The sequence below is a fragment of the Kribbella rubisoli genome, from assembly GCF_004217145.1.
Classification (GTDB): Bacteria; Actinomycetota; Actinomycetes; order Propionibacteriales; family Kribbellaceae; genus Kribbella; species Kribbella rubisoli.
Genome location: NZ_SHKR01000012.1, coordinates 266,447 through 292,634 on the forward strand (window position 1 = coordinate 266,447; position 26,188 = coordinate 292,634).

Annotated in this window: 25 protein-coding genes; 17 read left to right on the forward strand and 8 right to left on the reverse strand. The window is 69.7% G+C overall.

Features of this window, described 5'->3' with window-relative positions; translation table 11 throughout:
- Positions 1–39 precede the first annotated feature (39 nt).
- From EV645_RS15440 to EV645_RS15450, 3 genes are read left to right on the forward strand one after another with little or no spacing between them, the layout of a single operon-like run.
- The gene (locus EV645_RS15440) at positions 40–1,569 is read left to right on the forward strand and encodes an acyl-CoA carboxylase subunit beta (RefSeq protein WP_130444286.1); all 1,530 of its coding nucleotides are present in this window, start codon (positions 40–42) and stop codon (positions 1,567–1,569) included.
- Between the two features lie 14 nt (positions 1,570–1,583).
- The gene (locus EV645_RS15445; protein ID WP_130444288.1) at positions 1,584–2,360 is read left to right on the forward strand and encodes an HpcH/HpaI aldolase family protein; all 777 of its coding nucleotides are present in this window, start codon (positions 1,584–1,586) and stop codon (positions 2,358–2,360) included.
- Positions 2,361–2,418: 58 nt separating this feature from the next.
- Positions 2,419–3,114 (forward strand): maleylpyruvate isomerase N-terminal domain-containing protein, encoded by a 696-nt coding sequence (locus EV645_RS15450; RefSeq protein ID WP_130444290.1) that lies wholly within the window; start codon positions 2,419–2,421, stop codon positions 3,112–3,114.
- Here the strand turns inward: EV645_RS15450 and EV645_RS15455 are convergent.
- Positions 3,111–4,184 (reverse strand): CobW family GTP-binding protein, encoded by a 1,074-nt coding sequence (locus tag EV645_RS15455; RefSeq protein ID WP_130444292.1) that lies wholly within the window; start codon positions 4,182–4,184, stop codon positions 3,111–3,113. The two genes, EV645_RS15450 and EV645_RS15455, sit on opposite strands and share 4 nt — an antisense overlap.
- Positions 4,185–4,248: 64 nt before the next feature.
- On the opposite strand from EV645_RS15455, the gene EV645_RS15460 reads away from it, so the two are divergent.
- From EV645_RS15460 to EV645_RS43160, 6 genes are read left to right on the forward strand one after another with little or no spacing between them, the layout of a single operon-like run.
- Positions 4,249–5,460: a GNAT family N-acetyltransferase gene (locus EV645_RS15460; protein WP_130444294.1), complete on the forward strand. Its 1,212-nt coding sequence runs from the start codon at positions 4,249–4,251 to the stop codon at positions 5,458–5,460.
- Between the two features lie 17 nt (positions 5,461–5,477).
- Positions 5,478–6,200: a DUF4129 domain-containing protein gene (locus EV645_RS15465; RefSeq protein WP_130444296.1), complete on the forward strand. Its 723-nt coding sequence runs from the start codon at positions 5,478–5,480 to the stop codon at positions 6,198–6,200.
- Entirely contained in the window at positions 6,197–6,784 is a 588-nt protein-coding gene (locus tag EV645_RS15470) for a hypothetical protein (protein WP_242000436.1), read from the forward strand. The genes EV645_RS15465 and EV645_RS15470 overlap by 4 nt, the downstream gene beginning before the upstream one ends.
- A gap of 9 nt (positions 6,785–6,793) precedes the next feature.
- Positions 6,794–7,777: an AAA family ATPase gene (locus EV645_RS15475; RefSeq protein ID WP_130444298.1), complete on the forward strand. Its 984-nt coding sequence runs from the start codon at positions 6,794–6,796 to the stop codon at positions 7,775–7,777.
- Positions 7,774–9,075 carry a DUF58 domain-containing protein gene (locus tag EV645_RS15480; protein WP_130444300.1) on the forward strand — a complete coding sequence of 434 codons (1,302 nt, stop codon included), beginning with the start codon at positions 7,774–7,776 and terminating at the stop codon, positions 9,073–9,075. The genes EV645_RS15475 and EV645_RS15480 overlap by 4 nt, the downstream gene beginning before the upstream one ends.
- Positions 9,072–9,620, forward strand: a complete 549-nt coding sequence (locus tag EV645_RS43160) for a hypothetical protein (protein WP_130444302.1) — start codon at positions 9,072–9,074, stop codon at positions 9,618–9,620. Before EV645_RS15480 ends, EV645_RS43160 begins: the two co-directional genes overlap by 4 nt.
- Here the strand turns inward: EV645_RS43160 and EV645_RS15490 are convergent.
- A complete protein-coding gene (locus EV645_RS15490; RefSeq protein WP_130444304.1) occupies positions 9,617–10,153 on the reverse strand; it encodes a TetR/AcrR family transcriptional regulator in 537 nt (178 codons plus the stop codon). The two genes, EV645_RS43160 and EV645_RS15490, sit on opposite strands and share 4 nt — an antisense overlap.
- Before the next feature lie 105 nt (positions 10,154–10,258).
- On the opposite strand from EV645_RS15490, the gene EV645_RS15495 reads away from it, so the two are divergent.
- Both EV645_RS15495 and EV645_RS15500 read left to right on the forward strand, forming a co-directional pair.
- Positions 10,259–11,659 carry a DHA2 family efflux MFS transporter permease subunit gene (locus EV645_RS15495; protein WP_130444306.1) on the forward strand — a complete coding sequence of 467 codons (1,401 nt, stop codon included), beginning with the start codon at positions 10,259–10,261 and terminating at the stop codon, positions 11,657–11,659.
- Positions 11,660–11,661: 2 nt separating this feature from the next.
- Positions 11,662–11,997, forward strand: coding sequence for an MmcQ/YjbR family DNA-binding protein (locus tag EV645_RS15500; RefSeq protein ID WP_130444308.1), 336 nt, complete (start codon positions 11,662–11,664; stop codon positions 11,995–11,997).
- Here EV645_RS15500 and EV645_RS43165 read toward each other — a convergent pair.
- Positions 11,977–13,224 (reverse strand): neutral zinc metallopeptidase, encoded by a 1,248-nt coding sequence (locus EV645_RS43165; protein ID WP_130444310.1) that lies wholly within the window; start codon positions 13,222–13,224, stop codon positions 11,977–11,979. The genes EV645_RS15500 and EV645_RS43165 overlap by 21 nt on opposite strands.
- 93 nt (positions 13,225–13,317) lie before the next feature.
- On the opposite strand from EV645_RS43165, the gene EV645_RS15510 reads away from it, so the two are divergent.
- Both EV645_RS15510 and EV645_RS15515 read left to right on the forward strand, forming a co-directional pair.
- Positions 13,318–15,021: a DUF885 domain-containing protein gene (locus EV645_RS15510; RefSeq protein WP_242000437.1), complete on the forward strand. Its 1,704-nt coding sequence runs from the start codon at positions 13,318–13,320 to the stop codon at positions 15,019–15,021.
- On the forward strand, positions 15,018–16,208 hold the full coding sequence (locus tag EV645_RS15515) for a Maf family nucleotide pyrophosphatase (RefSeq protein ID WP_242000438.1): 1,191 nt from the start codon (positions 15,018–15,020) through the stop codon (positions 16,206–16,208). Before EV645_RS15510 ends, EV645_RS15515 begins: the two co-directional genes overlap by 4 nt.
- 107 nt (positions 16,209–16,315) lie before the next feature.
- Here the strand turns inward: EV645_RS15515 and EV645_RS15520 are convergent, their stop codons facing one another.
- Positions 16,316–16,522 carry an acyl-CoA carboxylase subunit epsilon gene (locus EV645_RS15520; RefSeq protein ID WP_130444312.1) on the reverse strand — a complete coding sequence of 69 codons (207 nt, stop codon included), beginning with the start codon at positions 16,520–16,522 and terminating at the stop codon, positions 16,316–16,318.
- Positions 16,523–16,611: 89 nt separating this feature from the next.
- A complete protein-coding gene (locus EV645_RS15525) occupies positions 16,612–18,189 on the reverse strand; it encodes an acyl-CoA carboxylase subunit beta (RefSeq protein WP_130445411.1) in 1,578 nt (525 codons plus the stop codon).
- A gap of 953 nt (positions 18,190–19,142) precedes the next feature.
- Here EV645_RS15525 and EV645_RS15530 point away from each other — a divergent pair.
- The gene (locus EV645_RS15530; RefSeq protein ID WP_130444314.1) at positions 19,143–20,039 is read left to right on the forward strand and encodes a hypothetical protein; all 897 of its coding nucleotides are present in this window, start codon (positions 19,143–19,145) and stop codon (positions 20,037–20,039) included.
- 12 nt (positions 20,040–20,051) lie between these two features.
- Here EV645_RS15530 and EV645_RS15535 read toward each other — a convergent pair whose 3' ends face one another.
- Positions 20,052–20,528 carry an SCP2 sterol-binding domain-containing protein gene (locus EV645_RS15535; protein ID WP_130444316.1) on the reverse strand — a complete coding sequence of 159 codons (477 nt, stop codon included), beginning with the start codon at positions 20,526–20,528 and terminating at the stop codon, positions 20,052–20,054.
- 64 nt (positions 20,529–20,592) lie between these two features.
- Between EV645_RS15535 and EV645_RS15540 the strand changes: the two genes are divergently transcribed.
- The 3 genes from EV645_RS15540 (at position 20,593) to EV645_RS15550 (ending at position 24,759) form a co-directional block, all read left to right on the forward strand.
- Complete coding sequence (locus EV645_RS15540; RefSeq protein WP_130444318.1) at positions 20,593–21,219, forward strand: TetR/AcrR family transcriptional regulator; 627 nt, start codon at positions 20,593–20,595, stop codon at positions 21,217–21,219.
- 100 nt (positions 21,220–21,319) lie between these two features.
- A complete protein-coding gene (locus EV645_RS15545) occupies positions 21,320–23,947 on the forward strand; it encodes a phosphoenolpyruvate carboxylase (protein ID WP_130444320.1) in 2,628 nt (875 codons plus the stop codon).
- Positions 23,944–24,759, forward strand: coding sequence for a biotin--[acetyl-CoA-carboxylase] ligase (locus EV645_RS15550; RefSeq protein ID WP_130444322.1), 816 nt, complete (start codon positions 23,944–23,946; stop codon positions 24,757–24,759). The genes EV645_RS15545 and EV645_RS15550 overlap by 4 nt, the downstream gene beginning before the upstream one ends.
- Here EV645_RS15550 and EV645_RS15555 read toward each other — a convergent pair.
- Together EV645_RS15555 and EV645_RS15560 are read right to left on the reverse strand one after the other, a co-directional pair.
- Positions 24,731–25,279 carry an MOSC domain-containing protein gene (locus EV645_RS15555; protein ID WP_130444324.1) on the reverse strand — a complete coding sequence of 183 codons (549 nt, stop codon included), beginning with the start codon at positions 25,277–25,279 and terminating at the stop codon, positions 24,731–24,733. The two genes, EV645_RS15550 and EV645_RS15555, sit on opposite strands and share 29 nt — an antisense overlap.
- Positions 25,276–26,178, reverse strand: a complete 903-nt coding sequence (locus EV645_RS15560; RefSeq protein ID WP_130444326.1) for a helix-turn-helix transcriptional regulator — start codon at positions 26,176–26,178, stop codon at positions 25,276–25,278. The genes EV645_RS15555 and EV645_RS15560 overlap by 4 nt, the downstream gene beginning before the upstream one ends.
- Positions 26,179–26,188 lie beyond the last annotated feature (10 nt).

The following is a 26,188-nucleotide window of genomic DNA, read 5'->3' on the forward strand; positions in this document are numbered from 1 at the left end:
TTCGCTCCCTCCGCTCCTCCGTCCAGGCCGGGAGGCCCCATGACCGGCGATCACTGGACTGAGGTCAAGGTCGCCCGCGAAGCGACGCTGGCGCCGCCGGAGAAGGCCAAGACCAAGCTCGACAGCCAGAACAAGCTCTATGTCCGCGACCGGATCGCGCTGCTGGTCGACGAGGGCAGCTTCGTCGAGGAAGCGCAGCTGGCCAACGCGCTCAATCCCGGCCTGCCCGCCGACGGCGTGGTCACCGGCCGTGCGCTGGTCGACGGCCGTCCGGCGCTGATCGTTGCCAACGACCCGACCGTCAAGGCCGGCTCTTGGGGCGCGCGCACGGTCGAGAAGATCGTCCGGATCACCGAGGTCGCGCTCCGCGACGAGCTGCCGATCTTCTGGCTGATCGACTCCGCCGGCGCCCGCATCACCGACCAGGTCCAGCTGTTCCCGGGTCGTCGCGGCGCCGGCCGGATCTTCCACAACCAGGTCGCGCTGTCCGGCAAGGTCCCGCAGATCTGCTGCCTCTTCGGTCCGTCCGCGGCGGGCGGCGCGTACATCCCGGCGTTCTGCGACATCGTGATCATGGTCGACGGCAACGCCTCGATGTACCTGGGCTCGCCCCGGATGGCCGAGATGGTCGTCGGCGAGAAGGTGACGCTGGAGGAGATGGGCGGCGCCCGGATGCACACCAGCGTGTCCGGATGCGGCGACCTGCTCGCGTCCGACGACACCGAGGCGATCGAGCTCGCCAAGCAGTACTTCTCCTACCTCCCCGGTTCGTGGCGCTCGCGACCGCCGTCGTACGACGCCTCGGACGCCGGCCGCGACTTCACCCGCGACCTGGTGCCGGCCGAGGAGAGCGTCGGGTTCGACATCCACGACGTGATCGACGCGGTCGTCGACGCGGACACGTTCTTCGAGATCAAACCGGCGTACGCGCCGGAGCTCGTGGTCGGGTTCGGGCTGCTGGCCGGGCAGGTGGTCGGGATCGTCGCGAACCAGCCGGCCGTGAAGGGCGGCGTGCTGTTCGTCGACTCGGCGGACAAGGCGGCGCGGTTCATCTGGCTGTGCGACGCGTTCAACGTGCCGCTGATCTATCTGTGCGACGTGCCCGGGTTCATGATCGGCAGCGAGGTGGAGCGGGCCGGGATCATCCGGCACGGCGCGAAGATGATCACCGCGGTGTCGGAGGCAACCGTGCCGACGGTGTCCGTGATCGTCCGCAAGGCGTACGGCGCCGGCCTGTACGCGATGTGCGGGCCGGGCTTCTCGCCGGACGCGTGCGTCGCGCTGCCGACCGCGAAGATCGCGGTGATGGGTCCGGAGGCGGCCATCAACGCCGTGTACTACAACAAGATCCAGGAGATCGCCGACGAGGGCGAACGGGTCGAATACGTCGCGAAGCTCCGCGAGGAGTACGAGACCGATATCGACATCCTGCGCCTGGCGGCCGACCTGGTCATCGACGCGATCGTCGAGCCCGAGGACCTCCGCAACGACCTGATCGCCCGCCTCGCCGCGGCGCAGTCCAAGGACCGGACCTTCTCCCACCGCCGGCACGGCGTACCGCCGGTGTAGATAGTCTGCGGTTCGTGAGTGCAAACGATTTCGCGGGCCGCGTCCGCTCTCGGGAGAAGCTGGTCGGCTACTGGATCACGCTGGACGTGCCACCGGTCGCCGAGCGCATCGCGAGGCTGGGATACGACTACGTGGTGCTCGACGGCCAGCACGGCCTGATCGGGTACCAAGGCCTGATGACCGGCCTGCTCGCCATCGACGCCGGGGCCTCGATCGGGCCGCGGCCGACGGTCGGCCTGGTCCGGGTCGAGGCGAACGATCCGACGCCGATCGGGCGGGCGCTCGACGCCGGCGCGACCGGGGTGATCGTGCCGCTGATCGACACCGCGGACGACGTCGCGCGGGCGGTCCGCGCGGCGAAGTACCCACCGGTCGGGGTGCGTTCGTTCGGGCCGATGCGGGCGTCGTTGCGGATCGGTCCGGTGCCGGCCGACAGCAACGCGCAGACCGTCGTACTCGCGATGATCGAGACACCGCTCGGGCTGAAGAACGTGGCTGAGATCTGCGCGACGCCCGGCCTCGACGGCGTGTACGTCGGCCCGTCGGACCTCGGTCTCGCGCTGGGCGCACGGTTCCCGGGCGACCCGGAGATCGAGGGCCCGTTCGAGGAGGCGCTCGAGCTGATCGCGCGGACCGCGCAGGAGGCCGGGATCGCCGCCGGCATCCACACCTTCGACGGCGAGTCCGCGAAGCGCCGGATCGAGCAGGGCTACAGCTTCGCGACCGTTGCCTCCGACCTCAGCCACCTCGAGGCGATCGCCGCGGCGCACCTCGACACCGCAAGGTCCTAGGAACACACCGGTGCCTTCTCGGGTTAGGTTCGAAGAGACCAACCCAAGGAGGCCGGGGATGAAGGCACCCGAGCGCGGCGCGTTGCCGCAGGGACTGGCGGCGACGCTGGGGCGGACGTACGGGCGACTGACCGAGACGGTGCAGCGGCTGACCGATGCGGACTTCCAGCGCGAGACCCGTTGCCCCGGTATGCCCGTAGGCCCGCTGCTCGTCCATCTGCTGTACGACGCCCAGCGCGCGCTGATCGCCTTCGCCAGCCCGGCCGTGGTCGAGCCCGACCGGGACTTCGTCAGCTATTGGAAAGACTTCCCGCCGCACCCCGACGGTGACACGAGCTTCGTCCAGAGCATCGCAGCGTCGTACCGCAAGCCTGGTCTGCTCGTGCAGCACTGGCGTGAGGTCTCGGAGGCCGCCGTACGAGCGTCCGCGCTCGGGCTGGCGACGAAGGGCCGCCGGATCGAGACCCAGGGTCATGTCCTGCGGTCGGTCGACTTCGTCGCGACATTGGTGCTTGAGGCAACGGTTCATCACCTCGACCTGACCGTCGGGCTGCCGGACGCGCCGGAGCCGGATCCGCAAGGACTGCAGGTGACCGCACGCACGCTGGACGGGCTGTTCGGTCCGGACGCGTGGGACGTGATCGGCTGGGACACTACGACGTACGTGCTGAAGGCAACCGGTCGCCTGCCGCTCGACGACGACGACCTGGAGATGCTCGGCCCGCACGCGAGCCGCCTGCCGTTGCTCGGCTAGAACACCCCGGCGAACGGGTCGTCCAGGTCCTGCCAGTCGAGGCCGGCCAGCTCGGACTCGGTCAGCAGGCAGGCGTCGAGGATCGCCTGCAACCGCGCCGGATCGAGACCCATGCCGGTCGCGACCACCGTGCACTCCGCGAGGTGCTCGGTCTCGGACCACTCGCCCAGCATCCCGAGCGACGCGCTGTACCCGGCGGACTCCCAGCGGACGCGCTGGGTCGGACGGTTCGCCAGCCAGACCACGCCGCGGCTTCGGACGACGCCGTCGACGATGTCCTCGAGCGCGTCGTTCAGCCGGGTCGGGTGCAGCGGACGCGTCGACGTCCACAACACCGTCGTCACTCCGTCGCCGCTCGGCTGCACCCGGTCCGACGACGTGAGCTCTCCGGCCCACGCCTCGGCCGCATCGAAGTCGAACCGCCCGGTCCGCACAACCGGTCCGGTCGGTACGCCGGCAACGTCGGCTGTCACCACGGAAGTCCGCGGATTCAGGTGCTCGAGCAAGTGCACCAGCCGGTCAGCCGCCGCGCTGCGGTGTGCGTTGGTCAGCACGCAGACATCGGCGTACTCGATCTGGCGGGCTGTCAGCTCCGCGACATTGCGCCGATCGGGTAGACCAAGGGCAAGACCGCGCTCCGCGAGCAGTTCGTCACCGGACAGTTGCTCGACGAGCAGTACGGCGTCGACGACGCAGGTGACTGTGTCGACGGCGATCTCCGGCAGCGCGGACACCAGCGTGGCGACGAGCGGACGTGCCTCCATCGCCGGCGGCGCCGCGAGCACGATGTGGTCCCAGTTCGCCCGCGCGACGAGTGCCTCCAGCAACGGTACGAGCGACTCGATCAGCTGGCAGGCGCCGCAGTCGTCCCCGACCGTGAACTCGCCGGCGTCGATCGGCCCGGACGCATCCTGAACGCGCCACGACAGCACGCCGCGCTCCGGCAGCTCGTCCTGGTCAACGACCACGACCACTGTGGTGGCGTCGGTCATCGCATCGAGTACAGGCTCCCGCAAGGTCGTGGAGAGCCCCACCAACAGGGACAACGGAGTCTTCGCTCGGGCGGTCATCTCCTGAGTATATGAAAACGGTTTTCATCAGTCCAGAGGTCCGGTTGTCTGATAGGCAAGGGGTATGGCGATCGAGATCGGGCAGTTCAGCGGTGAATGGGACGAGCTCCTGGAGCTCCTGGACATGGCGTTCTCGTCGCCGTGGACCGACGCGCAGTACGAATCCGAGCGGAAGATCTGGGAGCGCGAGCGGTCGACGGTCGCGATCGACGACGGGCAGCTGGTCGGGCACACCGGGACGTTCTCGCATCGGATGGCGGTGCCCGGCGGGCAGCTGCCGGTCGCAGGCGTGACGATGGTCGGCGTACGGGCCACGCATCGGCGGCGGGGCATTCTGCGTGATCTGATGCGGGCGCAGCTGACCGACGTTCACGAGGCCGGCACGGAGCCGTTGGCCGCGCTGACGGCCAGCGAGCCGGTCATCTATCCGCGGTTCGGGTACGGGCTCGCGGCCGATCACCAGGAGATCGCCGTACCGAAGGTGTCGCGCACGCTGCGCCCGGTGGCCGGCATCGACGACGTGACGATCCGGTACGTCGACGTCCGCGAGAGTCTCGCCCGCTGCGCGGAGCTGCGGAACAAGCTGGCGCTGGAGCGGCCGGGGATGTTCCAGCACGACGAGCGCTGGCAGGAGTACACGATCAGCGACAACCTGACCGGCAATCCCGCGAACGGGTCGAAGGTCCGGTGCGTGCTGGCCGAGCGCGACGGTGAGCTGACCGGGTTCGCTCACTATCGGACCAAACGGGCAGAGAAGGGGTACGTCGACGTACAGCGGGTGCACGCGGCCGACCTTGCGTCCCATGCGGCGCTCTGGAGGTACCTGCTCGAGCCGGACCTGCTCAGCGAGACGCGCTGCGAGATGCTCGCCTCGGATGACCCGCTGCTGGACCTCCTGCTCGACCCGCGGGCACCGTCGCCGATCACGCGGGACGGCCTGTGGGTCCGGCCGGTCGACGTCGGTACGGCGCTCGCCGGGCGGACGTACGCGCGCGACGTCGACGTCGTCATCGAGGTGGTCGACGACTTCCTGCCGTGGAACGCGGGCCGCTGGCACCTCGACGGCGGGCCGGAAGGTGCCAGCTGCGAGTCCACGTCCCGGGACGCCGACCTGACGCTGCACGTGCGTGATCTCGGCGCCGTCTACCTCGGTCGCCCGTCACTGGCCAGGCTCGGCCGGGCGGGTCTGGTCCACGAGCACACGGCCGGCGCCCTGTCCACGACTGCGGAAGCGTTTTCCACATCTCGACTCCCCTTCCTCGATACGGGCTTTTGACGGGGTAGCCTGCCCAGATGCAGACGCAGCGGCGGGGTGCACTCGCGGTGGCCGCCGTGGTGCTCGTCGGGGTTGTCGCGGCCGGCTTCGTCGTGCTCGCGTCGGCGAGCGGGCCGGTCCGGCCGGTGAGCGACAGCACGCTGAAGGCCAGCCCGCGGCCGCTGCCGACGTTCACGCCGTCCGACACCGCTGCGCCGCCGCCCACCGCGACAGCGTCGCCGCGGGACATCAAGCCTGTCGAGATGCCGGGCTGGTTGAAGGCGTTGTGGCAGGCGGTGATCTACCTGGCGATCGCGGCACTGCTGGTGTTCATCGGTCTGGTCATCTACCGGATCATCAGCAAGGTGCGGCTGCCCCAGGCCGAGCCCGACGACACGGACTGGGAGCGGGTGAAGACCGAGCGTCTGGCCGAGGCTGTCGACGCCGGCCTCGCGCGAATCGATTCCGGCAAGGCGACGGATGCGGTGATCGCGTGCTGGGTGGCGCTGGAGGAAGCGGCCGCGTCGGCCGGAGTGCCTCGGGATCCGTCGGAGACACCGGCCGAGTTCACCGTGCGCGTGCTCGGGATCGGCGGGATCTCCGAGGGGCAGCTGGTCCGGCTCGGCGCGCTGTATCGCGAGGCGCGGTACTCCACGCACGGCTCGAGCGAGGAAGCGCGAGCCGAGGCGCGGGCTGCGTTGCTGCGGTTGCGTGATGACCTCGCGGCGGCTCATCCCGACACTGCGGAGGTCGCCGGATGACGTCGTACCGCTGGTCGGCCTTGGAGGAGAAGGGGCCGCCGCAGGAGGTCAAGAAGAGCCGGTCGTTGCGGCTGAACAAGATGCTTCTGCAGCACATCGGCATCGCAGTGCTGGCGAGTTTGCTGCTGGTTGCGGTGTTCGGCGCGGCAGGGATGGCGCCGCGGCCGTTGTGGTTCGTAGGAGCTGCGCTCGCGCTCGGGATCGGGTCGCTGGCGATCCGGCTGGTGTTGCCGCAGGTCGTGGAGACCAGTTGGCCCGGCCAGCACGACGACAAGCTCGCCGCGCTGCGGACGCGGACCAGCGACAACCGGACCCAGTTCATCGCCACCTGGCTGCAGGAGTCGAGCCGCGAGCGGCGTGCCGGTGAAGGCTCCCAGACCTTCGTGCGCCGGGTGCGGCCGATGCTGCTCGAGCTGGCCACCGACCGCCTGGTGCACCGGCACGGAGTCGACCCTGAGCTCGAGCCGGACCGGGCTCGCGAGATCACCGGCGACCGGCTCTGGCAGCTGATCACCGGTGACGACAAACGCACCGCGTCGCTCGACGAGATCGAGTACGCGATTCACACCATCGAGAACCTGTGAGGACTACCTGTGACTGATCGCGAGCTGACTCTGGGTGAGGTCTCCGACCTGAGCCGGCAGGTGCTGGAGCGGGTCAGCCAGGCCGTGGTCGGGAAGGCCGAAGCACTCGAGCTGGTGCTGGCGGGCGTCCTGGCCGGCGGGCACGTGCTGCTCGAGGACTACCCGGGTCTCGCGAAGACGCTGGCCGCGCGGTCGTTCGCGCAGGCGCTAGGGCTGGAGTTCCGGCGCGTGCAGTTCACGCCGGACCTGCTGCCGTCGGACGTCACCGGCGGGTTCGTTTACGACCAGAAGGAGTCCGAGTTCGTCTTCCGGCCCGGCCCGATCTTCACCGGCCTGCTGCTGGCCGACGAGATCAACCGGACGCCGCCGAAGACACAGGCTGCGCTGCTGGAGTCGATGCAGGAGCACCAGGTCACCGTCGAGGGGCAGACGTTCCCGCTGCCGACTCCGTTCCACGTGCTCGCGACGGCGAACCCGGTCGAGTACGAAGGCACCTACCCGCTGCCGGAGGCACAGCTCGACCGCTTCATGCTGCGGATCGGCTTCGGCTACCCGAGCCCCGCGGAGGAGTGGGAGGTGCTGCGTCGCCGGATGAGCCGTCGTCGTGAAGACCAGACCGTCGACGCGGTGACTGATGCAGCCGGCCTGCTCGCCGCGCAGCAGGCCGTCGAGCGGGTCACTGTCGACGACACCGTCGGTCAGTACTGCGTCGACCTCGCCGCCGCGACCCGTCGGGACTCGCAGGTGCTAGTAGGCGCGTCACCGCGTGGTTCGCTGGCGCTGCTGCTGACAGCGCGGGCGTACGCGGTGATCAAGGGCCGCGACTACGTCGTACCGGAGGATGTGAAGGCGGTGGCCGTGGCTGCGCTGGCGCACCGGATCACGGTGCGGCCGGAGCTGTGGCTGCATGAGGTCACCGGTGCGACCGTCGTACGGACGGTGCTCGGTTCGGTTGCGGCGCCGCCAACCGTGGTCGGCGCAACCAGCGCATGAGGTGGCGTCCGACGCACGCGCAGATCCGGGCGATCTGCGTGGCTGCGGTGCTGCTGGCGGTCGCCGTGTTCTTCCGGCGGCCGGATGCCGCCGTGTTCGGGTTGCCGTTGGCGTTCCTGGCGGCGTGGGGACGGTTCTTCCGCCCCCGGGAGCGGCCGGAGGTGCACACCGAGCTCGACGCGGACGTGCTCTTCGAGGGGCAGGCGACGACGTACCGGCTGCGGGTGCCGGACGGGGTTGATCCGGACATCGACCTGATCGTGGCGGCGTTGCCGCGGACGGCCTGGTTCCAGTACGACCCGCCGCAGGCGGCGATCGCGGAGCCGGTGTCGAACGGTGAGGTGACGCTGGAGGTCGGCGTACGGTCGAAGCGATGGGGACTGCGGTCGTTGGAGCGGCCAACGGTCACGGCGACCTCGTCGGTGGGGGCGTACCGGATCCAGGTGACGTCGGTGGAGTCGCAGGCGGTGACGACGTTGCCGCTGCGGGAGGGCTTCGAGGCGGTCGACGCCGTACCGCGGCCGGCCGGGCTGGTCGGGTTGCACCGGTCGCGGCGGCCGGGCGAGGGGACGGAGCTGGCCGGCGTACGGCCCTTCCGGACCGGCGACCGGTTGCGGCGGATCAACTGGGCGGTGTCGGCGCGGACGCAGGAGCTGCACGTCACGTCGACGTGGTCGGACCGCGACACCGAGGTCGTGATCATGGTCGACACCGGCGGCGAGATCGGGGTCAGCGAAGGGATCGACGGGCGGTCGTCGAGCCTGGATACCGCCGTACGAGCGGCCGCTGCGGTTGCGGAGCACTACCTGCGCAACGGCGACCGGGTGCGGTTGATCGACACCGGCAGCCTGTTCCGCGGGGTGCGGTCGGGGAGCGGGCGCGCGCATCTGCGGCGGATCCTGGACACGCTGGTCCATGCGGATCGGCGCGGCCGGCAGCAGGACGAGGAGCAGTTGGCTCGTCGCAACCGGGTCCGGTCGGACAGCTTGGTGCTCGTGCTCAGCCCGCTGCTGCGTCCGGTGATGCTCGGCTACATCGTCACGCTCGTCCACTCCGGCTGCACGGTGATCGCGATCGACACGTTGCCGCCGGACGTCACGTCGATCCTCGACGTCGACGCCCACGACACGCGATCGTGGCCGCTGGCCTGGCGCCTGCGGTTGCTCGAGCGCCGCCGTGATCTCGATCGGCTCAGCGACCTCGGCGTACCGACGGTTCCGTGGCGCGGCTCCGGGACGCTGGATGAGGTACTGCGGGACGCCGCGCGACTGTCCGCCGCACCGAGGATCCGCTCATGAGTACTGCCGAGAAGATCACGCTCTGGCTGGCGCAGTTGCGCGCGTCCGGTCGGGCTGTCGTATATGGCCGGCTGGTGATCGCGGTCGCAGGTGCTGCCGCGCTCGTCGTACCGGCTGTTCAGTCCTGGGACCAGTTGGACCTGATCCCGCTGGTCGGCGTACCAATGCTGTTGGCAACTATCGTGCTGCCGGACTCGCTGGCGGGCATCGTGTTTCTGCTGGTGGTCGCGCTCGGTTGGCTCATGCGGGCGCCGGCGGAGATCAGCTGGAGCCTGGTGCTGACCGCGCTGGCGCTCGTGCTGGTGCATCTTGCCGCCGCGTTCGCTGCTCAGCTGCCGTCGTACGCGCGGGTTCATCCGGCGGCGTTGCGGCGCTGGTGGTTGCCTACGGCAATTGCCTTGCTGCTGGTGCCGGTGGTGGCGTTGGCTGCTGCGCTGGTGCAAGGTGCGGATGTGCCGGGGTCGCTGGTGGTGACGGTTCTCGCGATGGGGCTGGGGACGGCGACCATCTGGTTCGCCGCCGGGCAGAAGCTCGATCGGAGTTAGTCGAGCGTCTTCGCGATCTCCTCGGCCCAGGGGAGCGGGATGGCTGTTGGGCCGATGACCTGCATGGCGGACATGACGGTGATCAGCATTCCGGCGGAGAGGAACTCCCGTGCTTGTTGCGGGGTGGCGCCGGTCAGCTCGCGGATCAGTGCGTAGATGCTGCCGAAGCGTTGCCGGACGCAGTCGCCGATGGCTGGGTCGCCGCTGGCGGAGAAGCCGTGAAGCAGTACCAGTAGGACCTCGGGCTCAGCCAGTAGACGGTGGTAGTTCTGCCCGAGGCTGGCCAGCTCGGGGGCCTCCTCGGCCGCCTCGCGGAACAGCTGCTCGATCCGGTCGCACACGCTCTGGACGGCGGCGAGGAACAGCTGCTGCTTGGTCCCGAACAACCGAATCACGTACGGCTGTGACACCCCGGCCATTCGTGCGATCTCGTCGGTCTTCGTGCCCTCGTACCCCGACGCGGCGAACGCCTTCACAGCGGCCTGCAGGACTTCCTCGCCGCGCTCTTTCGCGGTCAACCTGACCCTCGTCATCCCAGCTCCTCTCGGCTTTCCCGACGCCACCCTTGACATGTTATCAGTGGATGCATACTCTCGTCATCGGTGAAGTTATCAGTGAATTACAACTAGGAGCTCGAGATGACCGCTCTCGTCGAGAGGGATGTGGTGGGGACCCGGAGCCGTGGGCTCGGGGTGGTGCTGGCCGCGGTGGGGATTCCCACCTTCATGGTCACGCTGGACAACCTGGTCGTGACGAACGCGCTGCCGGTGATCAAGACCGAGCTGGGCGCGTCGTTGTCGGACCTGCAGTGGTTCGTGAACGCCTACACGCTGGCCTTCGCCGCGCTGCTGCTGACCGCGGCCGCGATCGGCGACCGGCTCGGCCGGCGGCGGATGTTCCTGGCCGGGATCGCGCTGTTCACGCTCGCGTCGGCCGCCTGCGCGCTGGCGACCGAGCCGTGGATGCTGACCGCCTTCCGTGCGATCCAGGGCATCGGCGCGGCGGCCGTGATGCCGCTGTCGCTGACCTTGCTCGCGGGCGCAGTACCGGAGAAGCAGCGGAGCGCGGCGATCGGCATCTGGGGCGGTATCTCCGGCCTCGGTGTCGCCGTCGGGCCGGTGGTCGGCGGCGCGGTTGTCGACGGCCTGAACTGGCAGTGGATCTTCTGGCTGAACGTTCCGGTCGGCGTGTTCGCAGTACTGCTCGCTGCTCGGGTCCTGTCCGAGTCCAGGGGTACGGCGAAGCGGCTCGACCTGCTCGGGCTGGTTCTGGCGACGGCCGGCGTGCTGTCGATCGTGTGGGGTGTCGTGCACGGAGCCGACGACGGTTGGACGTCCGGCGGCGTGCTCGGCTCGCTGATCGCGGGCGTCGTACTGCTGGCAGCGTTCATCGGCTGGGAGGGTCGGACGTCTGCGCCGATGCTGCCGCTGCGGCTGTTCTCGGTCCGCTCGTTCAGCGTGGTGAACATCGTTTCGTTCACCTTCGCGGTCGGCGTGTTCGGATCGGTGTTCCTGCTGGCGCAGTTCTTCCAGGTCGTGCAGCACTACACGCCGTTCCAGTCCGGCGTACGCACCCTGCCGTGGACCGCGGCGCCACTCGTGGTCGCACCGATCGCCGGTCTGATCGTCGATCGAGTCGGCCCGCGGACGCTGATCGTCGCCGGACAGCTGCTCCTCGCGGCGGGGCTCGGGTGGATCGCCATGATCACCACCGCGACAACGCAGTACGGCGATCTCGTCGCACCGTTCATCCTCGCCGGGATCGGCATGGGGCTGACCTTCGCGCCGTCGGCGAGCGTCGTGATGAACAGCGCGTCCGACGCGGATCGGGGCGTGGCGTCGGGTACGAACAACACGATCCGCGAGGTCGGAGTCGCGATGGGCGTCGCCGTACTCGCGTCGGTGTTCGCCTCGGCCGGGTCGTACGAGTCGCCGACCAGCTACGCCGCCGGGCTGGTGCCCGCCGTCTGGACGGGCGCCGCGATCGTCGCCGCCGGTGCGCTGGTCGCCTTCCTGCTGCCGGGTCGCTCTAAAGTGTGACCGTGCTGGACGCAGACGACGTACGACGGATCGCGCTGTCCTTCCCGGAGACGGTGGAGAAGAAGCGCTGGGGACACCCGACGTTCGACGTCGCCGGGCGGATGTTCGTCACGGTGCCGGACGACCAGACCTCGTTCGCGGTCCGGTGTCCCCGGCTGGAACGCGAAGAGTTGATCGCGGCAGAACCCGACAAGTTCTGGGTGCCGAAGCACGAGGCGGGCTCGAACTGGGTTCGGGCCCGCCTCGCCGCGCTCGAGGACGCCGACGAGTTGCGCGACATCCTGCTCGACTCCTGGCAGCAGGTCGCCCCGCCGGGGTCAGCTGACGTATCTGGGTGACACCGCGAAGGTGTTGCAACTGGCCGGGTTGCCGGTCTTGAACGACGTACCCATGAACCGCTGCTGGCTCGCCACGCTGCCGTGGTCGCCCTCTTCCGGCTTGTCGCCGGCCGTCAGGACCCACTTGTTCCACACGTAGAGCATCTCGCCGCTGATCGGGTAGCTGCGCTTGTTGACCGCGAGGAAGACGCCGGCGAAGCAGTTCGCCTGCAGCTCCATCCGGCGGGTCTGCCGGGTCCGGTCGTCGTAGTTGGTCAGCTCGTAGCGGATGTTGTCCGACGCTTGCAGGATGCCGGTCATGTTCTGTACGCCGTGCCCGTACTCGTGCGCGACCGAGCGGGTGTACCACATCCGCGCGTACGCCTTGGACTCCGCGTCCGGGTACTCGGTGTACGCCTGCACGAACACGTCGACCTTCATGTACAGGTTGTTGTTGGCCGAGCAGTAGTACGGCACGCTGACCGGGCCGGTGCCGCACGGGCCGGTCGCATTCGTGCCTGCCCAGAACGTCATCGTCGGCGGCTTGAACTTGTAGCCGGCCTTCGCCACCAGCGGCGCCCACGCCTTGTCCAGGCAGGGCTTGATCGCGGTCCAGTACGCCGCCGCGTTGCGCGCGTTGGTCGGCCGGACCCTCGGCTCCTTGCAGTTGACCGTCTTCATCTGGCCGGCCCTGTAGAGCGCGTTCTTCGCGACGACCGTCGAGTCCGACACCTTCGGCGCGGTCGTGGTCGTCGTCTCCGTGCTGGTCGGCTGCTCGGTCGGTTGCTCCGTGGGCTGTTCTGTCGGCCCGCCGGTGGGTTCTTCGGTGGGCGACCCGGTCGGCTCCGGGGTGTAGCGGCTGGGGCTCACCGGCGGCGTCGTCACGTCGTCGGCGTTCTTCTTGACGACGCCGATGATCCACCCCCCGACGATCGCGACGCCGACGATCGACAGGAGCGCGATCAGCGGCGCCTTCGACTTCTTCCGCGGCCGCTGCGGCTGCCAGCCCGGACCGCCCCCGGGACCGCCGGGTCCGGGCGGTCCGAAGTTCGGACCCCAGCCGAAGCCCGGGCCTTGCGGCGGCGGCGCGCCGTACTGACGCTGTGGCGGTCCGTACGCGGGCTGCTGGTACGGCGGCGGTTGCTGCTGGTACTGCGGCTGCTGCGGCGGGTACTGCTGCTGGTACTGCTGCGGATCAGGCGGGTACGGCGGGTTCTGGCCGGGCGGCCCGTAGGGTGGCTGGCTCAACGCCGTTCCTCTCCTGTGCGTCAGAAAGCGACCGCCACAGTATCGGCAACAAACAGGTCAGTATCGCGCACCCCTGGACGGTAGGGTCGGCCTGTGAACGATCCCGTGACTGATGCGCGCACACCGAACAGCCCGATCGACCAGCTGGCTGAACGGCACCTCGAGCAGGAGATCGTGCTCGACCCGATCACGGCCACCGAGCTGGGGATCGCCGGCCATGACCACGAGCTGCCGGACTTCACGCCGGCCGGGTTCGAGGCGCGGGTCGAGCTGACCCGGCAGACCCTCGGCGAGGCGCAGGCGATCGAGCCCGCGAGCCCGCGCGAGGAGGTCGCCAAGGACGCGCTGGTGGAGCGCCTCGGGCTGGAGCTCGAGCGCTACGAGGCCGGCGTACCGCAGCACCAGCTGAACGCGATCTCGTCGGTCCCGGCGGCGTTGCGGCAGGTGTTCGACCTGATGCCGACCGACACCGAGCAGGACTGGGAGACGGTCGCGATCCGGCTCAACCAGATCGGTACGACGCTCGACGGGTACCGTGACACGCTGCTCGAGCAGGCCGCGCAGGGCCGGATCTCCGCGGTGCGTCAGGTGAACGGGCTGGCCGAGCGGATCGCCAGCTGGACCGGCGCCGACGGCGACGACTTCTTCGCCGGGCTGGCCGCGCAGGCTCCGCAGAGCGCGGTGAAGTCGACGGTCGAGGCCGCGGCAGCGTCTGCACGCAAGGCGTTCGACCAGTTCGGCGCCTGGCTGACCACCGACCTCGCGCCGCGGGCGCCGCAGCGGGACGCGTGCGGCCGGGAGGTGTACGAGCTGGCCTCGCGCAGCTTCCTCGGCGCGGCGATCGACCTCGAGGAGACGTACGCGTGGGGCTGGGCCGAGCTGGCCCGGATCGAGAACGACATGCAGGACATCGCGGCCGGCCTGAACGGCGGCGAACGGAACATCGAAGCGACGGCTGCGCTGCTGGACAACGACCCGGCGCGGACGATCCGCGGCAAGGACGCCTTCCGGGACTGGATGCAGCAGCTGTCCGACGCGGCCGTCGCCGAGCTGGGCGGCACCCACTTCGACATCGCCGACGAGATCCGCACGCTCGAGTGCATGATCGCGCCGACCTCGGACGGCTCGATCTACTACACGCAGCCGAGTGAGGACCTGACCACCCGACCGGGCCGGATGTGGTGGGCAGTGCCGAACGGCGTCGAGCAGTTCGCCACCTGGCGCGAGGTCACGACCGTGTACCACGAGGGCGTGCCCGGACATCACCTCCAGGTCGCGCAGACGATGCTTCGGACCGACCTGCTGAACCGCTGGCAGCGGATCGCGTGCTGGGTGTCCGGTCACGGCGAGGGCTGGGCGCTGTACGCCGAGCGCCTGATGGAGGAGCTGGGCTACCTCGAGGAACCGGGCGCGCGGTTCGGCATGCTGGACGCGCAGGGCTTCCGGGCGGCACGGGTGATCGTTGACATCGGCATGCATCTGGAGCTGGAGGTCCCGCGCGACAACCCGTTCGGCTGGCGGCCCGGCGAGCGGTGGAACGCCGAGCTCGGCTTCGAGTTCCTGCGCGCGCACTGCCGGATGGAGGTCGAGTTCCTGCACGCCGAGCTCAACCGGTACCTCGGCTGGCCGGGGCAGGCGCCGTCGTACAAGGTCGGCGAGCGGATCTGGCTGCAGGCGCGCGAGGAGGCCAAGCAGCGCAAGGGATCCGCGTTCGACCTGCGGACGTTCCACTCGGACGCGCTCAACCTCGGGTCGATCGGCCTGGACCCGCTGCGCCGGGCGCTGGCGAAGCTGTGAGCATCCGTTTCGTCCTGGCCTCGAAGTCGCCGGCCAGGCTGAAGATGCTGCGCAGTGCGGGCATCGAGCCCGAGGTGATCGTCTCCGGCGTCTACGAGGACGACGTGACCGCGGAGAATCCGGGCGAGCTGGCGCGGTTGCTCGCGACGCTGAAGGCGCGAGCGGTGGTCGCGAACTTGAGCGATCACGCCACGGTGCTCGGGTGCGACTCGGTGCTGGAGTTCGACGGGGAGCCGTACGGGAAACCCGAGACGCCCGACGCCGCACGCGAGCGCTGGCGGATGATGCGCGGGCGCACCGGCGTACTGCACACCGGACACTGCCTGATCGACACCTCGGCCAAGCAGGAGCTGCGGGAGCTGGCGTCGACCACCGTCCACTTCGCCGACCTGACCGACGACGAGATCGACGCGTACGTCGCCACCGGCGAACCGCTCGTCGTCGCCGGAGCGTTCACCGTCGACGGGCTCGGCGGGCCGTTCGTGACCGCGATCGAGGGCGATTACCACAACGTCGTCGGCCTGTCGTTGCCGTTGCTGCGGGACATGCTCGCGCAGGTCGGCATCGCCTGGCCCGAGCTGTGGAGGACCACGTCCGACTACGTCTACGACGAGACCGTCGCCTCGACGTACGACGACACACGCGGCGGCCTCACCCGCGCCGTGGCTGCCGCCGAGGCAGTGGATTCTCTGCTCCCCAAGGGCGGTCGCGTCCTCGAGCTGGCCGTCGGCACCGGCATCGTCGGCGCCGAGCTCGTTGCCCTAGGCAACCTAGTGCACGGCGTCGACATCTCGACCGCAATGCTCCAGCATGCCCGCGTCCGGCTCCCGGGCCACGTCGCCGCGGCCGACGCGACGCGGCTCCCGATCGCGGATCGGCGCTGCGACGCGGTCGTAGCCGTCTGGCTGCTGCACCTGCTCAACAACAGCGAGCCGGTCATCGCCGAGGTCGCCCGGGTCCTACGCACCGACGGCGTCTTCGTCACCACCACCGAAAAAACCGACGCGAGCCGCTACGCCGACGGCCGGGACCCCCACGACACGCGCTCCCAGGACTCCCTCGCCCACCTCGCCGCGGTTGCAGCCCGCCACGGCCTGGTACTGGACGGCGCAACAACCTTCACGGGCCCAGTGCGCAACACGGGCGAGATCCCGCAATACCCCTTGGTTCGCTTCCGCCGCGCCTGATCGGCAGCTCGACAGGAGGTGTCGCCGACTCCGGCGCCCTCCGATGCTGCGGTACGCGTGAGCGAACCGCCAGGTAGACGTATACGTCCTGTCGTGCTGCAGACGGACTACGGGTGTGCCGACGCGCGCCACTGGCCGGGGCCAGGGTGGAACGGGGTGCGGGCGTTGCGCCAGTAGGTGGCCCAGTTGCCGGCGCGTTGTGGGTCCGGTGCAGGCCCGGGAGCGGCGGAGCGGGCGGCCAGCACGGTGATCAGGGCGGCGAGCTCTTCCGGCGTCGGATCGCCCTTGACAACCCGCACCAAAGTCTCACTCATCACAAAGTCCTCTCTTGCCGCTTGCCTCGTGTTCCTTACGTCCGAAGAAGTGTGGGCGATAGCCCTCGGATCTTCGGACGCAAGGTTCGTCACAGGGGGATGTTGCCGTGCTTCTTCGGGGGGAGGGTGTCGCGCTTGGTGCGGAGGAGACGGAGGGCGCGGATGATTTCGGCGCGGGTCTCGCTGGGCTTGATGACCGAGTCGATGTAGCCGCGTTCGGCCGCGATGTACGGGTTCGCGAGGTGGTCCTCGTACTCCGTGATCAGCTGCTGGCGGCGGGACTCCGCGTCCTCGGCGCCGGCCAGTTCGCGGCGGTACAGGATGTTGACCGCGCCCTGGGCGCCCATCACCGCGATCTGCGCGGTCGGCCAGGCGATGTTCATGTCCGCGCCGAGATGCTTCGAACCCATCACGTCGTACGCGCCGCCGTAGGCCTTGCGGGTGATGACGGTGATCATCGGGACGGTCGCCTCGGCGTACGCGTAGATCAGCTTGGCGCCGCGGCGGATGATGCCGTTCCACTCCTGGTCGGTGCCGGGCAGGAAACCGGGTACGTCGACGAAGGTCAGGATCGGCAGGTTGAACGCGTCGCAGGTCCGGACGAAGCGCGCCGCCTTCTCGGACGCGTCGATGTCGAGCGTGCCGGCGAACTGCATCGGCTGGTTCGCGACCACGCCGACCGGGCGGCCCTCGACCCGGCCGAAGCCGACGATCATGTTCGGCGCGAACAGCGCGTGCACCTCGAGGAATTCGCCGTCGTCGACGACCGCCTCGATCGCGGTGTGCATGTCATACGGCTGGTTCGGTGAGTCCGGGACCAGCGTGTCCAGGGCGAGATCGGTCTCGGTGGGCTCGAGGTCCGCGGGTGCGTCGTACACCGGCGGGTCCTCGAGGTTGTTCTGCGGGAGGTGACCGACGAGCGCCTTCACCCACTCGATCGCGTCCTCCTCGTCGCTACCGAGGTAGTGCGCGTTGCCGGACTTGGTGTTGTGCGTCCGCGCGCCGCCGAGCTCCTCCTGGGTGACGTCCTCGCCGGTGACGGTCTTGATCACGTCCGGACCGGTGATGAACATGTACGACGACTCGTCGACCATGACCGTGAAGTCGGTGACCGCGGGGGAGTAGACCGCGCCGCCGGCACACGGGCCCATGATGAGAGAGATCTGCGGGATCACGCCGGACGCACGGACGTTGCGGCGGAAGATCTCGCCGTACAGCCCGAGGGAGACCACGCCTTCCTGGATCCGGGCGCCGCCGGAGTCGTTGATGCCGATCAGCGGGCAGCCGATCTTCATCGCCAGGTCCATCACCTTGACGATCTTCTCGCCGAAGACCTCGCCCAGGCTGCCGCCGAAGACGGTGAAGTCCTGCGCGAACACGCACACCTGACGGCCGTCGATGGTGCCGAACCCGGTCACCACGCCGTCGCCGTACGGGCGGTTGCCGTCCAGGCCGAAGCTGGTCGAGCGGTGCCGGGCGAATTCGTCCAGCTCGGAGAACGAGCCCTCGTCGAGCAGCAGCTCGATCCGCTCGCGGGCGGTCTTCTTACCGCGCGCGTGCTGCTTCTCCACGGCGCGCTCGGACCCGGCATGCACGGCCTCGTCCAGCCGGTGCTCGAGGTCCGCGAGCTTCCCGGCCGTGGTGTGGATGTTCACCGTCTCTCCCATGAACGCGCAGCCTACGCGCCAGTACGCCCTACCGCCTGTGACGTCCGCCGCAACGCGTCGCTGAACCTGCGGCCCCGGTAGGTTTCCGTCGTGGCGGACGCGCGAGTCAGTGCACTGATCCGGAGAATCAACGAGCTCGTCGAGGCGGACACCGGGAGCCGGTCGCTGGCTGTCGGCGACCAGATCACCAGGCGGGTGACACGGTCCGATCAGCGGCGCCTGCGCCTGCTGGTGGACAACCTCGACATTCCGGCCCGGCTCGCGCCGCGGGCTGGGGAGGCCGATCCGCGGGCCGGGATCCGTGAGGCCCTGATCGAGACGGTCGCGAGCTGCACCGGCGTACTGGAACCGCGGGAGCCGGTCGAGGAGTCGCTCTATCCGTACGGCCGGTCCCGGTTCGAGGCGGCCAACAGCCGGCTGCACGCGCAGTACGAGACACCGCGTTTGGTCGCCGGCCTCCGGCCGGACGGGCGGACGGACGATCTCGGCATATTCCCGCCTCCGGCCGTCGACGGGGACCTGCTGGCTGCGCACGCGGCGGTCGTGGCGATCTGCGCCCGCACGGGAGGTACGGAGCAGGCTGTGCTGGGCGAGATCGTTGCCTCCGGCCGCGGCGCCCACGCCACGACTGCGGCGCGGATGCTGATCCGGTCGCGCTCTGACTTCGCGGCGCTTCCGGCGCCGGAGCGGAACGCGCTCATCACGGCGATCGGCGATCACCTCGAAGCCCAGTTCGAGAACCACGAGCGGCAGGACCCGGACCCGGAGATCGGCGCCGTACTGGCGGATCGGCAGCAGCTGGCCGGGTTCGGCTCCACCGCGATCACCACGGCAAGCCAGGACGCCCGCGACGAGATCGCCCACCTGCACGGTTCTTCGACGAGGTCGGCTGGCCGCCCGCCGTGGAGCGACCGGAATCGGTCCACGATCTGTGCGTACAGGTCCAGGGAGCCGTGGCGGAGCTCACCGACGCACCCAACTCGCGGTGGGACGGCAAGATCGAACCCGACGGCGGCCAAGCCCCCGACACGACCCTCCGCCTCACCGAGGACCAGGCGATGGCGCTCGGCAAGCTGCTCGAGAGCAGCCGCACTCATCCGCTCGACGGGGCCGACGCGACCGCTGCCCGGGAGGGGTTCCAGGTGGTGGCGGCGTCGTTCGCGCGTTGGGCCGTTCCGGAGGAGTACGACGCGCGGCACGAGGCGGCGACGGCCTCGGTCGGATCGCGGTTCGCCACGATCGAGCAGGCCGTCGGGACGGCTTTCGCGGAGGATCACGGGCGAGACATCGTCGACCGGTCGTTGCCGTACGAGCTTGCGACCCAGGTACGCCAGGCGCAGCCGCCGGCTCCGGACAGGCGACTGGCGCCGGCGGCCCGTGCGTTCGCGACCGCCGTCGACGAAGCCGCCGGCCTGGAGGAGGGCGAGACGCTGCGCCGGATGGCCGGCGAAGGCCCGGTCCGGATGGTCGGGGCGGCTGCGGAGGAGCTGGCGGTGGCTGCCGGAGTACCGAACGTCGAGCGGCCGTTCGCCGTCGGCCGGATCACCGACGAGACCGACCTCCAGTTCGCGGCGCTGCCGAGCGTGCTCGACAACCGGAAGCACGCCGACGCAGCTCAGGAGTACGGCAAGGTTGTCGGCGAGGTCGCCGTGTCGATGGCAGAGACCTACGCGGCGAACCCCGGCATGGCCCGGAACGAGTCACTCGCGCGACAGCAAGACACGACGTCCCGCTTCGCCTCCGGCGACCCGGCGCTGGCCCGTCCCCAGGCCCAGCCCCGCGACCCGGCCCCGACCGCGAACCGCACGACATCCGGCCCCGACCAGAAACGCCCGACGCTCGACCGCTGAGACCGCACGGTGTCAGGTGGGGCCGACGGCGAAGAGTTTGGTGAGGCGGGCGGCTTGGGCCAGGTCGCCGCGGACTGAGAGGCGTTGTTTGAGGACTGCCACGATCGGGTCCTCGTTGCCGGTGACGATCCGGAGCAGGGTGGCGGGATCAGTGCGGATGGAAATGTCCGCGGGAGCAGGTTGCCTCGACAGCACCGTGCATCGGCTGTCGTGGACGTGGATCCAGTACTCGTCGACGGAGTGACCGTCCCCGCCCGCGCCGGTGATCTGCCAGCTGATCACAGCGTCGAACCCGGCGGCCCGGGCGGGTCGGAGGTACTCCGGCATCCGGCGAAAGATCTCGCGCAACGCGACCTCTCGCACTCCCCCGATGAGACGATGCCGAAGCTCCCGCTCCGACGTCCGGTCGACCAATCGGGCCAGCTCGCTCGCGTCCAAGGTCGTGATGCCCTCGGACTCCAGCCAACCGGCACTGCCTCGTTCGGTCATCGACCACCCCCGCGGCTTTCCTACCGGACTGTAGGAATTTCCTACGATGCGGTAGGTTTGTCAAGTGGTCGAGGACCCTGAACGACGTCGGCGGGCTCGTCATCTCGGTCCGGAGCGCCGTCGCCCGCTGATCCTGGATGCCGCGCTCGAGGTCTTCTCGGCGAACGGCTTCGCCGGTACGACGATGCAGTCCGTCGCGGACGCGGCCGGCGTCACCAAGCCCGTCGTCTACGACTCGTTCGCGAACCGCGACGAGCTGCTCCTGGCCCTGCTCGGCCGCGAGGAGCAGCACCTGGTCGTCTCGATCGTCTCCGCGCTGCCCGCGGACCCGAGCGTCGGCACCCCGGAGGAGCATGTCCTCGAGGGCCTGACCGCGTTCCTGACCGCGGTGTCCAAGCAGCCGCAGTCGTGGCGCATCGTCTTCGGCGCGCAGTACGGCGCTGCGCCCGTCGTCGCCGAGCGGGTCCGCGCCGCCCGCGCGTTCCTGGTCGAGAGCCTGCGTCTGACCCTGCTCCAGTCGCTCCCCGGCGTCGCGGACCCCGACGCGAACCTCCCGGTCCTCGCCGAGCTGCTCGCCTCGATGACCGAGTCCTGCGCCCGGATGCTCGTCGTCGACGGCACCGACCGCACCCCGGCCGAGCTGGCGAAGACCGTCTCCCAGGTCGTCGCAGGCGGCTTCGGCAACGTCTGAGCGCGACATACTGTGAAGTAGCTGAACGCGCGGTCACGATCGGCTTCCAGTGGTTGGACTGTGCGGCGTCGACGGGCGTCCGCCGATAGGGTGGGCGAACGTGAGCGAGACCGGTAGTGAGACCCGTACCCGCGCGCGGTTCGAGGTGCCCGAAGAACTCAGGGCCGACGTCCGCCTGCTCGGCGAGATCCTCGGCAAGGTTCTGGTCGAGTACGCCGGGCAGCCGCTGCTCGACGACGTCGAGAAACTGCGCGAGCTGACCATTGCCGGTGACGGCGCCGCGGCCGAGCAGTTGGTCGCGTCATGGCCGCACGAGCGGGCCGAGGATGTGGCGCGGGCCTTCACCTGCTACTTCCACCTGACCAACCTGAGCGAAGAGCTGCACCGCGCCCGGGTACTGCGGGAGCGCGACCGCGCCGGCAGCGAGGCCGTGGTGTCCGAGCTGGCCCAGGCCGTCGAGCAGATCGCCCGCGACAGCGGCGAGCAGCAGGCCCGTGCCCTGCTGAACGGGCTGGAGTTCCGCCCGGTCCTGACCGCGCACCCGACCGAGGCCCGGCGCCGCGCCGTACTGGCCACGATCCGGCGCATCTCCGCGCTCCTGGACGAGCGCCACGACCCGCGCGCCGGCGACAGCGACCTCGCGGAGAACCGTCGCCGCCTCGTCGAGCAGGTCGACGTGCTCTGGCGTACGGCGCAACTCCGCACCAGCCGGCCCACCCCGCTGGACGAGGTCCGGTCCGCGATGGCCGTGTTCGAAGAGACCCTGTTCGATGTCGTAGGCAACGTGTACCGCCGCCTCGACGACGCGCTGGCCGGTGACGCAGCCGGCACCCGTACACCGGTAGTCGCGCCGTTCGTGCACCTGGGTTCCTGGATCGGCGGCGACCGGGACGGCAACCCGAACGTCACCGCAGCGATCACCCGGGAGGCCATGCAGATCCAGGCCGACCACGTGCTCCGGGCGCTCGAGCAGGCCACCGAGGAGCTCGGCCGCGCGCTCACGCTGGACGCCGCGACCACTCCGCCGTCCGCACCGGTCCGCCGCATCCTGGAGGACGCCCGGGCGGTCAACCCGGAGCTGATCGCTGACATCGAGACCCGGTCGCCGGCCGAGCCGCACCGGCAGCTCCTGCTGCTCGCAGCGCGCCGCCTAGCCGCCACGCGATCCCGTGACGCCGACTTCGGCTACCCGCGGGCCGCTGACTTCCTCCACGAGCTCAAGGTCCTGCAGGACTCACTCGTCACAGCCGGCGCACCACGCCAGGCGTACGGCCAGCTGCAGCAGCTCATCTGGCAGGTGAACTCGTTCGGCTTCCACCTGGCAGAGCTGGAGATCCGCCAGCACTCCGCAGTACACGCCAAGGCGCTGGAAGAGGTGCTGGGCGGCGGCGAGCTCTCCGACCAGACGGAAGAAGTGCTGGCCACACTCCGGGTCATCGGTCAGATCCAGCAGCGCTTCGGGCCCGAGGCCTGCCGTCGGTACGTCGTGTCGTTCACCCGCAACGCCGGCGACCTGGCAGCCGTCTACGAGCTGGCTGACGCCGCGCTGGACGGGCGCCCGATCGAGCTGGACGTCGTACCGCTGTTCGAGACCGGTGAGGACCTGCAGAACTCGGTGGAGGTGCTGGACAACGCGATCCAGCTCACCCGGGTGCGGCACCGCCTCACCGCGAACGACCGGCGCTTCGAGGTCATGCTCGGGTACTCCGACTCCGCCAAGGACGTCGGACCGGTGTCGGCGACGCTGGCGCTGTACGACGCGCAGGCGCGGATCACGGCGTGGGCGCAGCGTAACGCGATCCGGCTGACGCTGTTCCACGGTCGTGGTGGTGCGCTGGGTCGTGGCGGTGGTCCGGCGAACCGCGCAGTACTCGCGCAGGCTCCCGGGTCGGTCGGCGGCAGGTTCAAGCTGACCGAGCAGGGCGAGGCGATCCCGGCGCGGTACGGGAACGCACCGATCGCGCAGCGGCACATCGAGCAGGTGACCGCGGCGACGCTGCTGGCATCCACTCCGGCGATCGAGGAGCGGGCCACCGCGGCGGCGGAGCGGTTCGCGGTGATGGAGAAGACGCTCGACGAGGCCGCGCGTACGGCGTACCACCAGCTGGTGAAGGCGGATGGTTTCGCTGAGTGGTTCGGCAGGGTGACTCCGCTGGAGGAGCTCGGCCAGCTGCCGCTCGGGTCGCGGCCGGCACGGCGTGGTGTGGCGGTGTCGTCGCTGGAGGACCTGCGGGCGATCCCGTGGGTGTTCGCCTGGTCGCAGGCTCGCGTGAACGCACCTGGCTGGTACGGCCTCGGTACGGCGCTGTCTGCCGTCGGGGACGTCACCCTGCTGCAGGAGGCTAACCAGAACTGGCCGCTGTTCCAGGTGATGCTGGAGAACGCGGAGATGTCGCTGGCGAAGACGGACCGGCGCATCCTTGGCCGCTACCTGGAGCTGGGCGACCGGCCGGAGCTGACGCAGCTCATGCTCGACGAGCACGCGCTGACGACCGAATGGGTGCTCAAGGTGCTCGGCGAGGAGCGACTGCTTCAGGGGCGCCGTGTGCTCGGCCGTGCGGTCGAGCTGCGCAACCCGTACGTCGACGCGCTCAGCTACCTGCAGCTGCGGGCACTGCGGACCCTGCGCACCGACGACTCGCTGGATGAGGACCAGATCGTCCGCACTCGACGCCTGCTGTTGTTGACCGTCTCTGGCGTTGCCGCCGGTCTGCAGAACACCGGATGAGATTCAGCGACCTGGAGCGGCCTCCGCTGGACGAGAAGTTCCTGCGGGGCCGCTTGGTGCGTCCCGGCGCGCTGTGGACGCAGATCGACGTACTCGCGGAGACTCCGTCGACCAACGCGGTCGTGGCCGCCGCGGCCGCTGGTGGCCAGGCCGAGGGGCTGGTTGTTGCAGCGGAGTACCAGTCGTCCGGTCGCGGGCGGCTGGGGCGGACGTGGACCACACCACCGCGCTCAGCCTTGCTCATGTCTGTTTTGCTGCGCCCGGTGACGGTGGAGGCGGCACGCTGGCCGTGGCTCGGTCTGCTGGTCCCGCTCGCTGTTGCGGCTGCAGTCCGTTCGGTTGCTGAGGTCCCGGCGCAGGTGAAGTGGCCGAACGACGTACTGGTCGAGGACCGGAAGCTGGCAGGCATCCTGCTCGAGCGCATCGAGGGACCGGCCGCCGTGGTCGGCATCGGCCTCAACGTGACGCTCCGCGAGTCGGAGAAGCCTCATGAGGCCGCGACGTCGCTGGAGTTGGAGAAGGCGGCAACGACCGACCGAGCCACGGTCATGTCGGCCGTACTGCGTGAACTCGCGTCTCGTTACCAGTCATGGGTCTCCTCGAACGGTGACCCAGATGTGGTGCTTCCGGAGTACCGCGAACTGTCCGCGACGCTGGGGCGCGCTGTCCGGGTGGAGCTGCCGGACGGCACGTTCCTGGAAGGTACTGCACGCGACCTGGCTGACGATGGTCGCCTGATCGTCGACACCGCTGATGGCCCAAGACCCTTGGCAGCAGGCGATGTCACCCACCTGAGGACAGCTGGCCGATAGTCGGTCCGTGGTCGGGTTTGTGGACCACCGTGATGCGGTTGCCTTCACCCACGGAGCCGGTCTCAAGCACCTTCAAATAGGCGCCTACCCGACCGGTCTTCGCGAACCGGTGGTGGAACCGGTGGATCCCCATCCGCCCCGACAGGTTCCCGCACGGCGTACGCGGCGACCGTACCTCGACCAGGATCCCGTTCTTCGACCCGCCGATCCGCCACCTCTCGCCGATCACCGCACTCGTGATGTCGAGCCCGGACGTCGTCAGGTTCTCGCCGAACAGCCCCGGCGGTATGTCGCGATCCAGCTCGGCGGACCACCAGGCCGCGTCCTCCTCGGCGTACGCGTAGAGCGCCTTGTCAGGCCCGCCGTGGTACCGCGTGTCGCACTGCCGATCACCGACCAGCCCGAGCTCGCCGACCTCGACCGCCGCCCCGCGTACCGGCCGCTTGTCGATCGCCGTCCATCGAGTCGGCCCGCGGATCACCTCATGCACGACATTGACCGCCACCACTCGCGCAGTCATTGGCTGATCCAACGAATCGGATCGCCGCTGTCCAGGTCGTCGCAGCCCGCATCGTGCAGAGCGCCGGCGACGAGCGTACGGCGGTACGACGCGAACGTCAGCACATGCGCGATCATCCCGCCGGCCGTGTAGACCTCGGCGTTCTCGCCCGGACAGACGATCAACTCGTCGAGCCGGTTCGCGCTGCACAGCTCGCCGACCTCGGCCGCGAACGCCGTACCCACGTCGGACAGGCGGCGGCGCATGCTCTGGACGCTTTCCCCTTGTTCTACAGAGAAGTCGTATTCCTGGCCGGTCAGGTTCGCATGCCACATCCCGAGCTGACCGACCAGCCGGGACAACAGTGAGCGCAGCGTTGGGTGGTCGTCGATTCCTTCGACCGAGATCTCGATCGGCCGGTCGAGTTGCTCGTCGGTCAGTGTCGCCGCCTGCCCGACCATCTCACCGAGCAGCCAGACATGGTGATCAACCATCGTCCGCACCAGATCCATCGAACTCACCTCGTCCCTGGCCGCCACCCGCAGACCGTTCGGCGGGTGGAAATGGATGCCGCTCGGCGTGTCCAGCCGGATCCGGTCCGGCCGACCACGCCATTCCGCGGGCGGTACGCCGTACGCCCGGCCGAAGGCACGCGTGAACGCCTCGTGCGATCCGTACCCGGCCTCGACCGCAACGTCGAGGATGTGCCCCGGCCCGGTCAGCAGCCGGTACGCCGACCGCTCGAGCAGGATCCGCCGCCGCAGCGCACCCGGGCGCTCGCCAGCCGCGGCCGCGACCATCCGATCGAGATGCGACCGCGAGAGCCGGAGCCGGGCGGCCAGGTCGGCGCCGTTGACCGCGTGCTCGTCGAGCGCGTCGGCCAGTACGTCGACGAAGGCGGCGAGCACGTCGGTGGTCATGCCACCATCG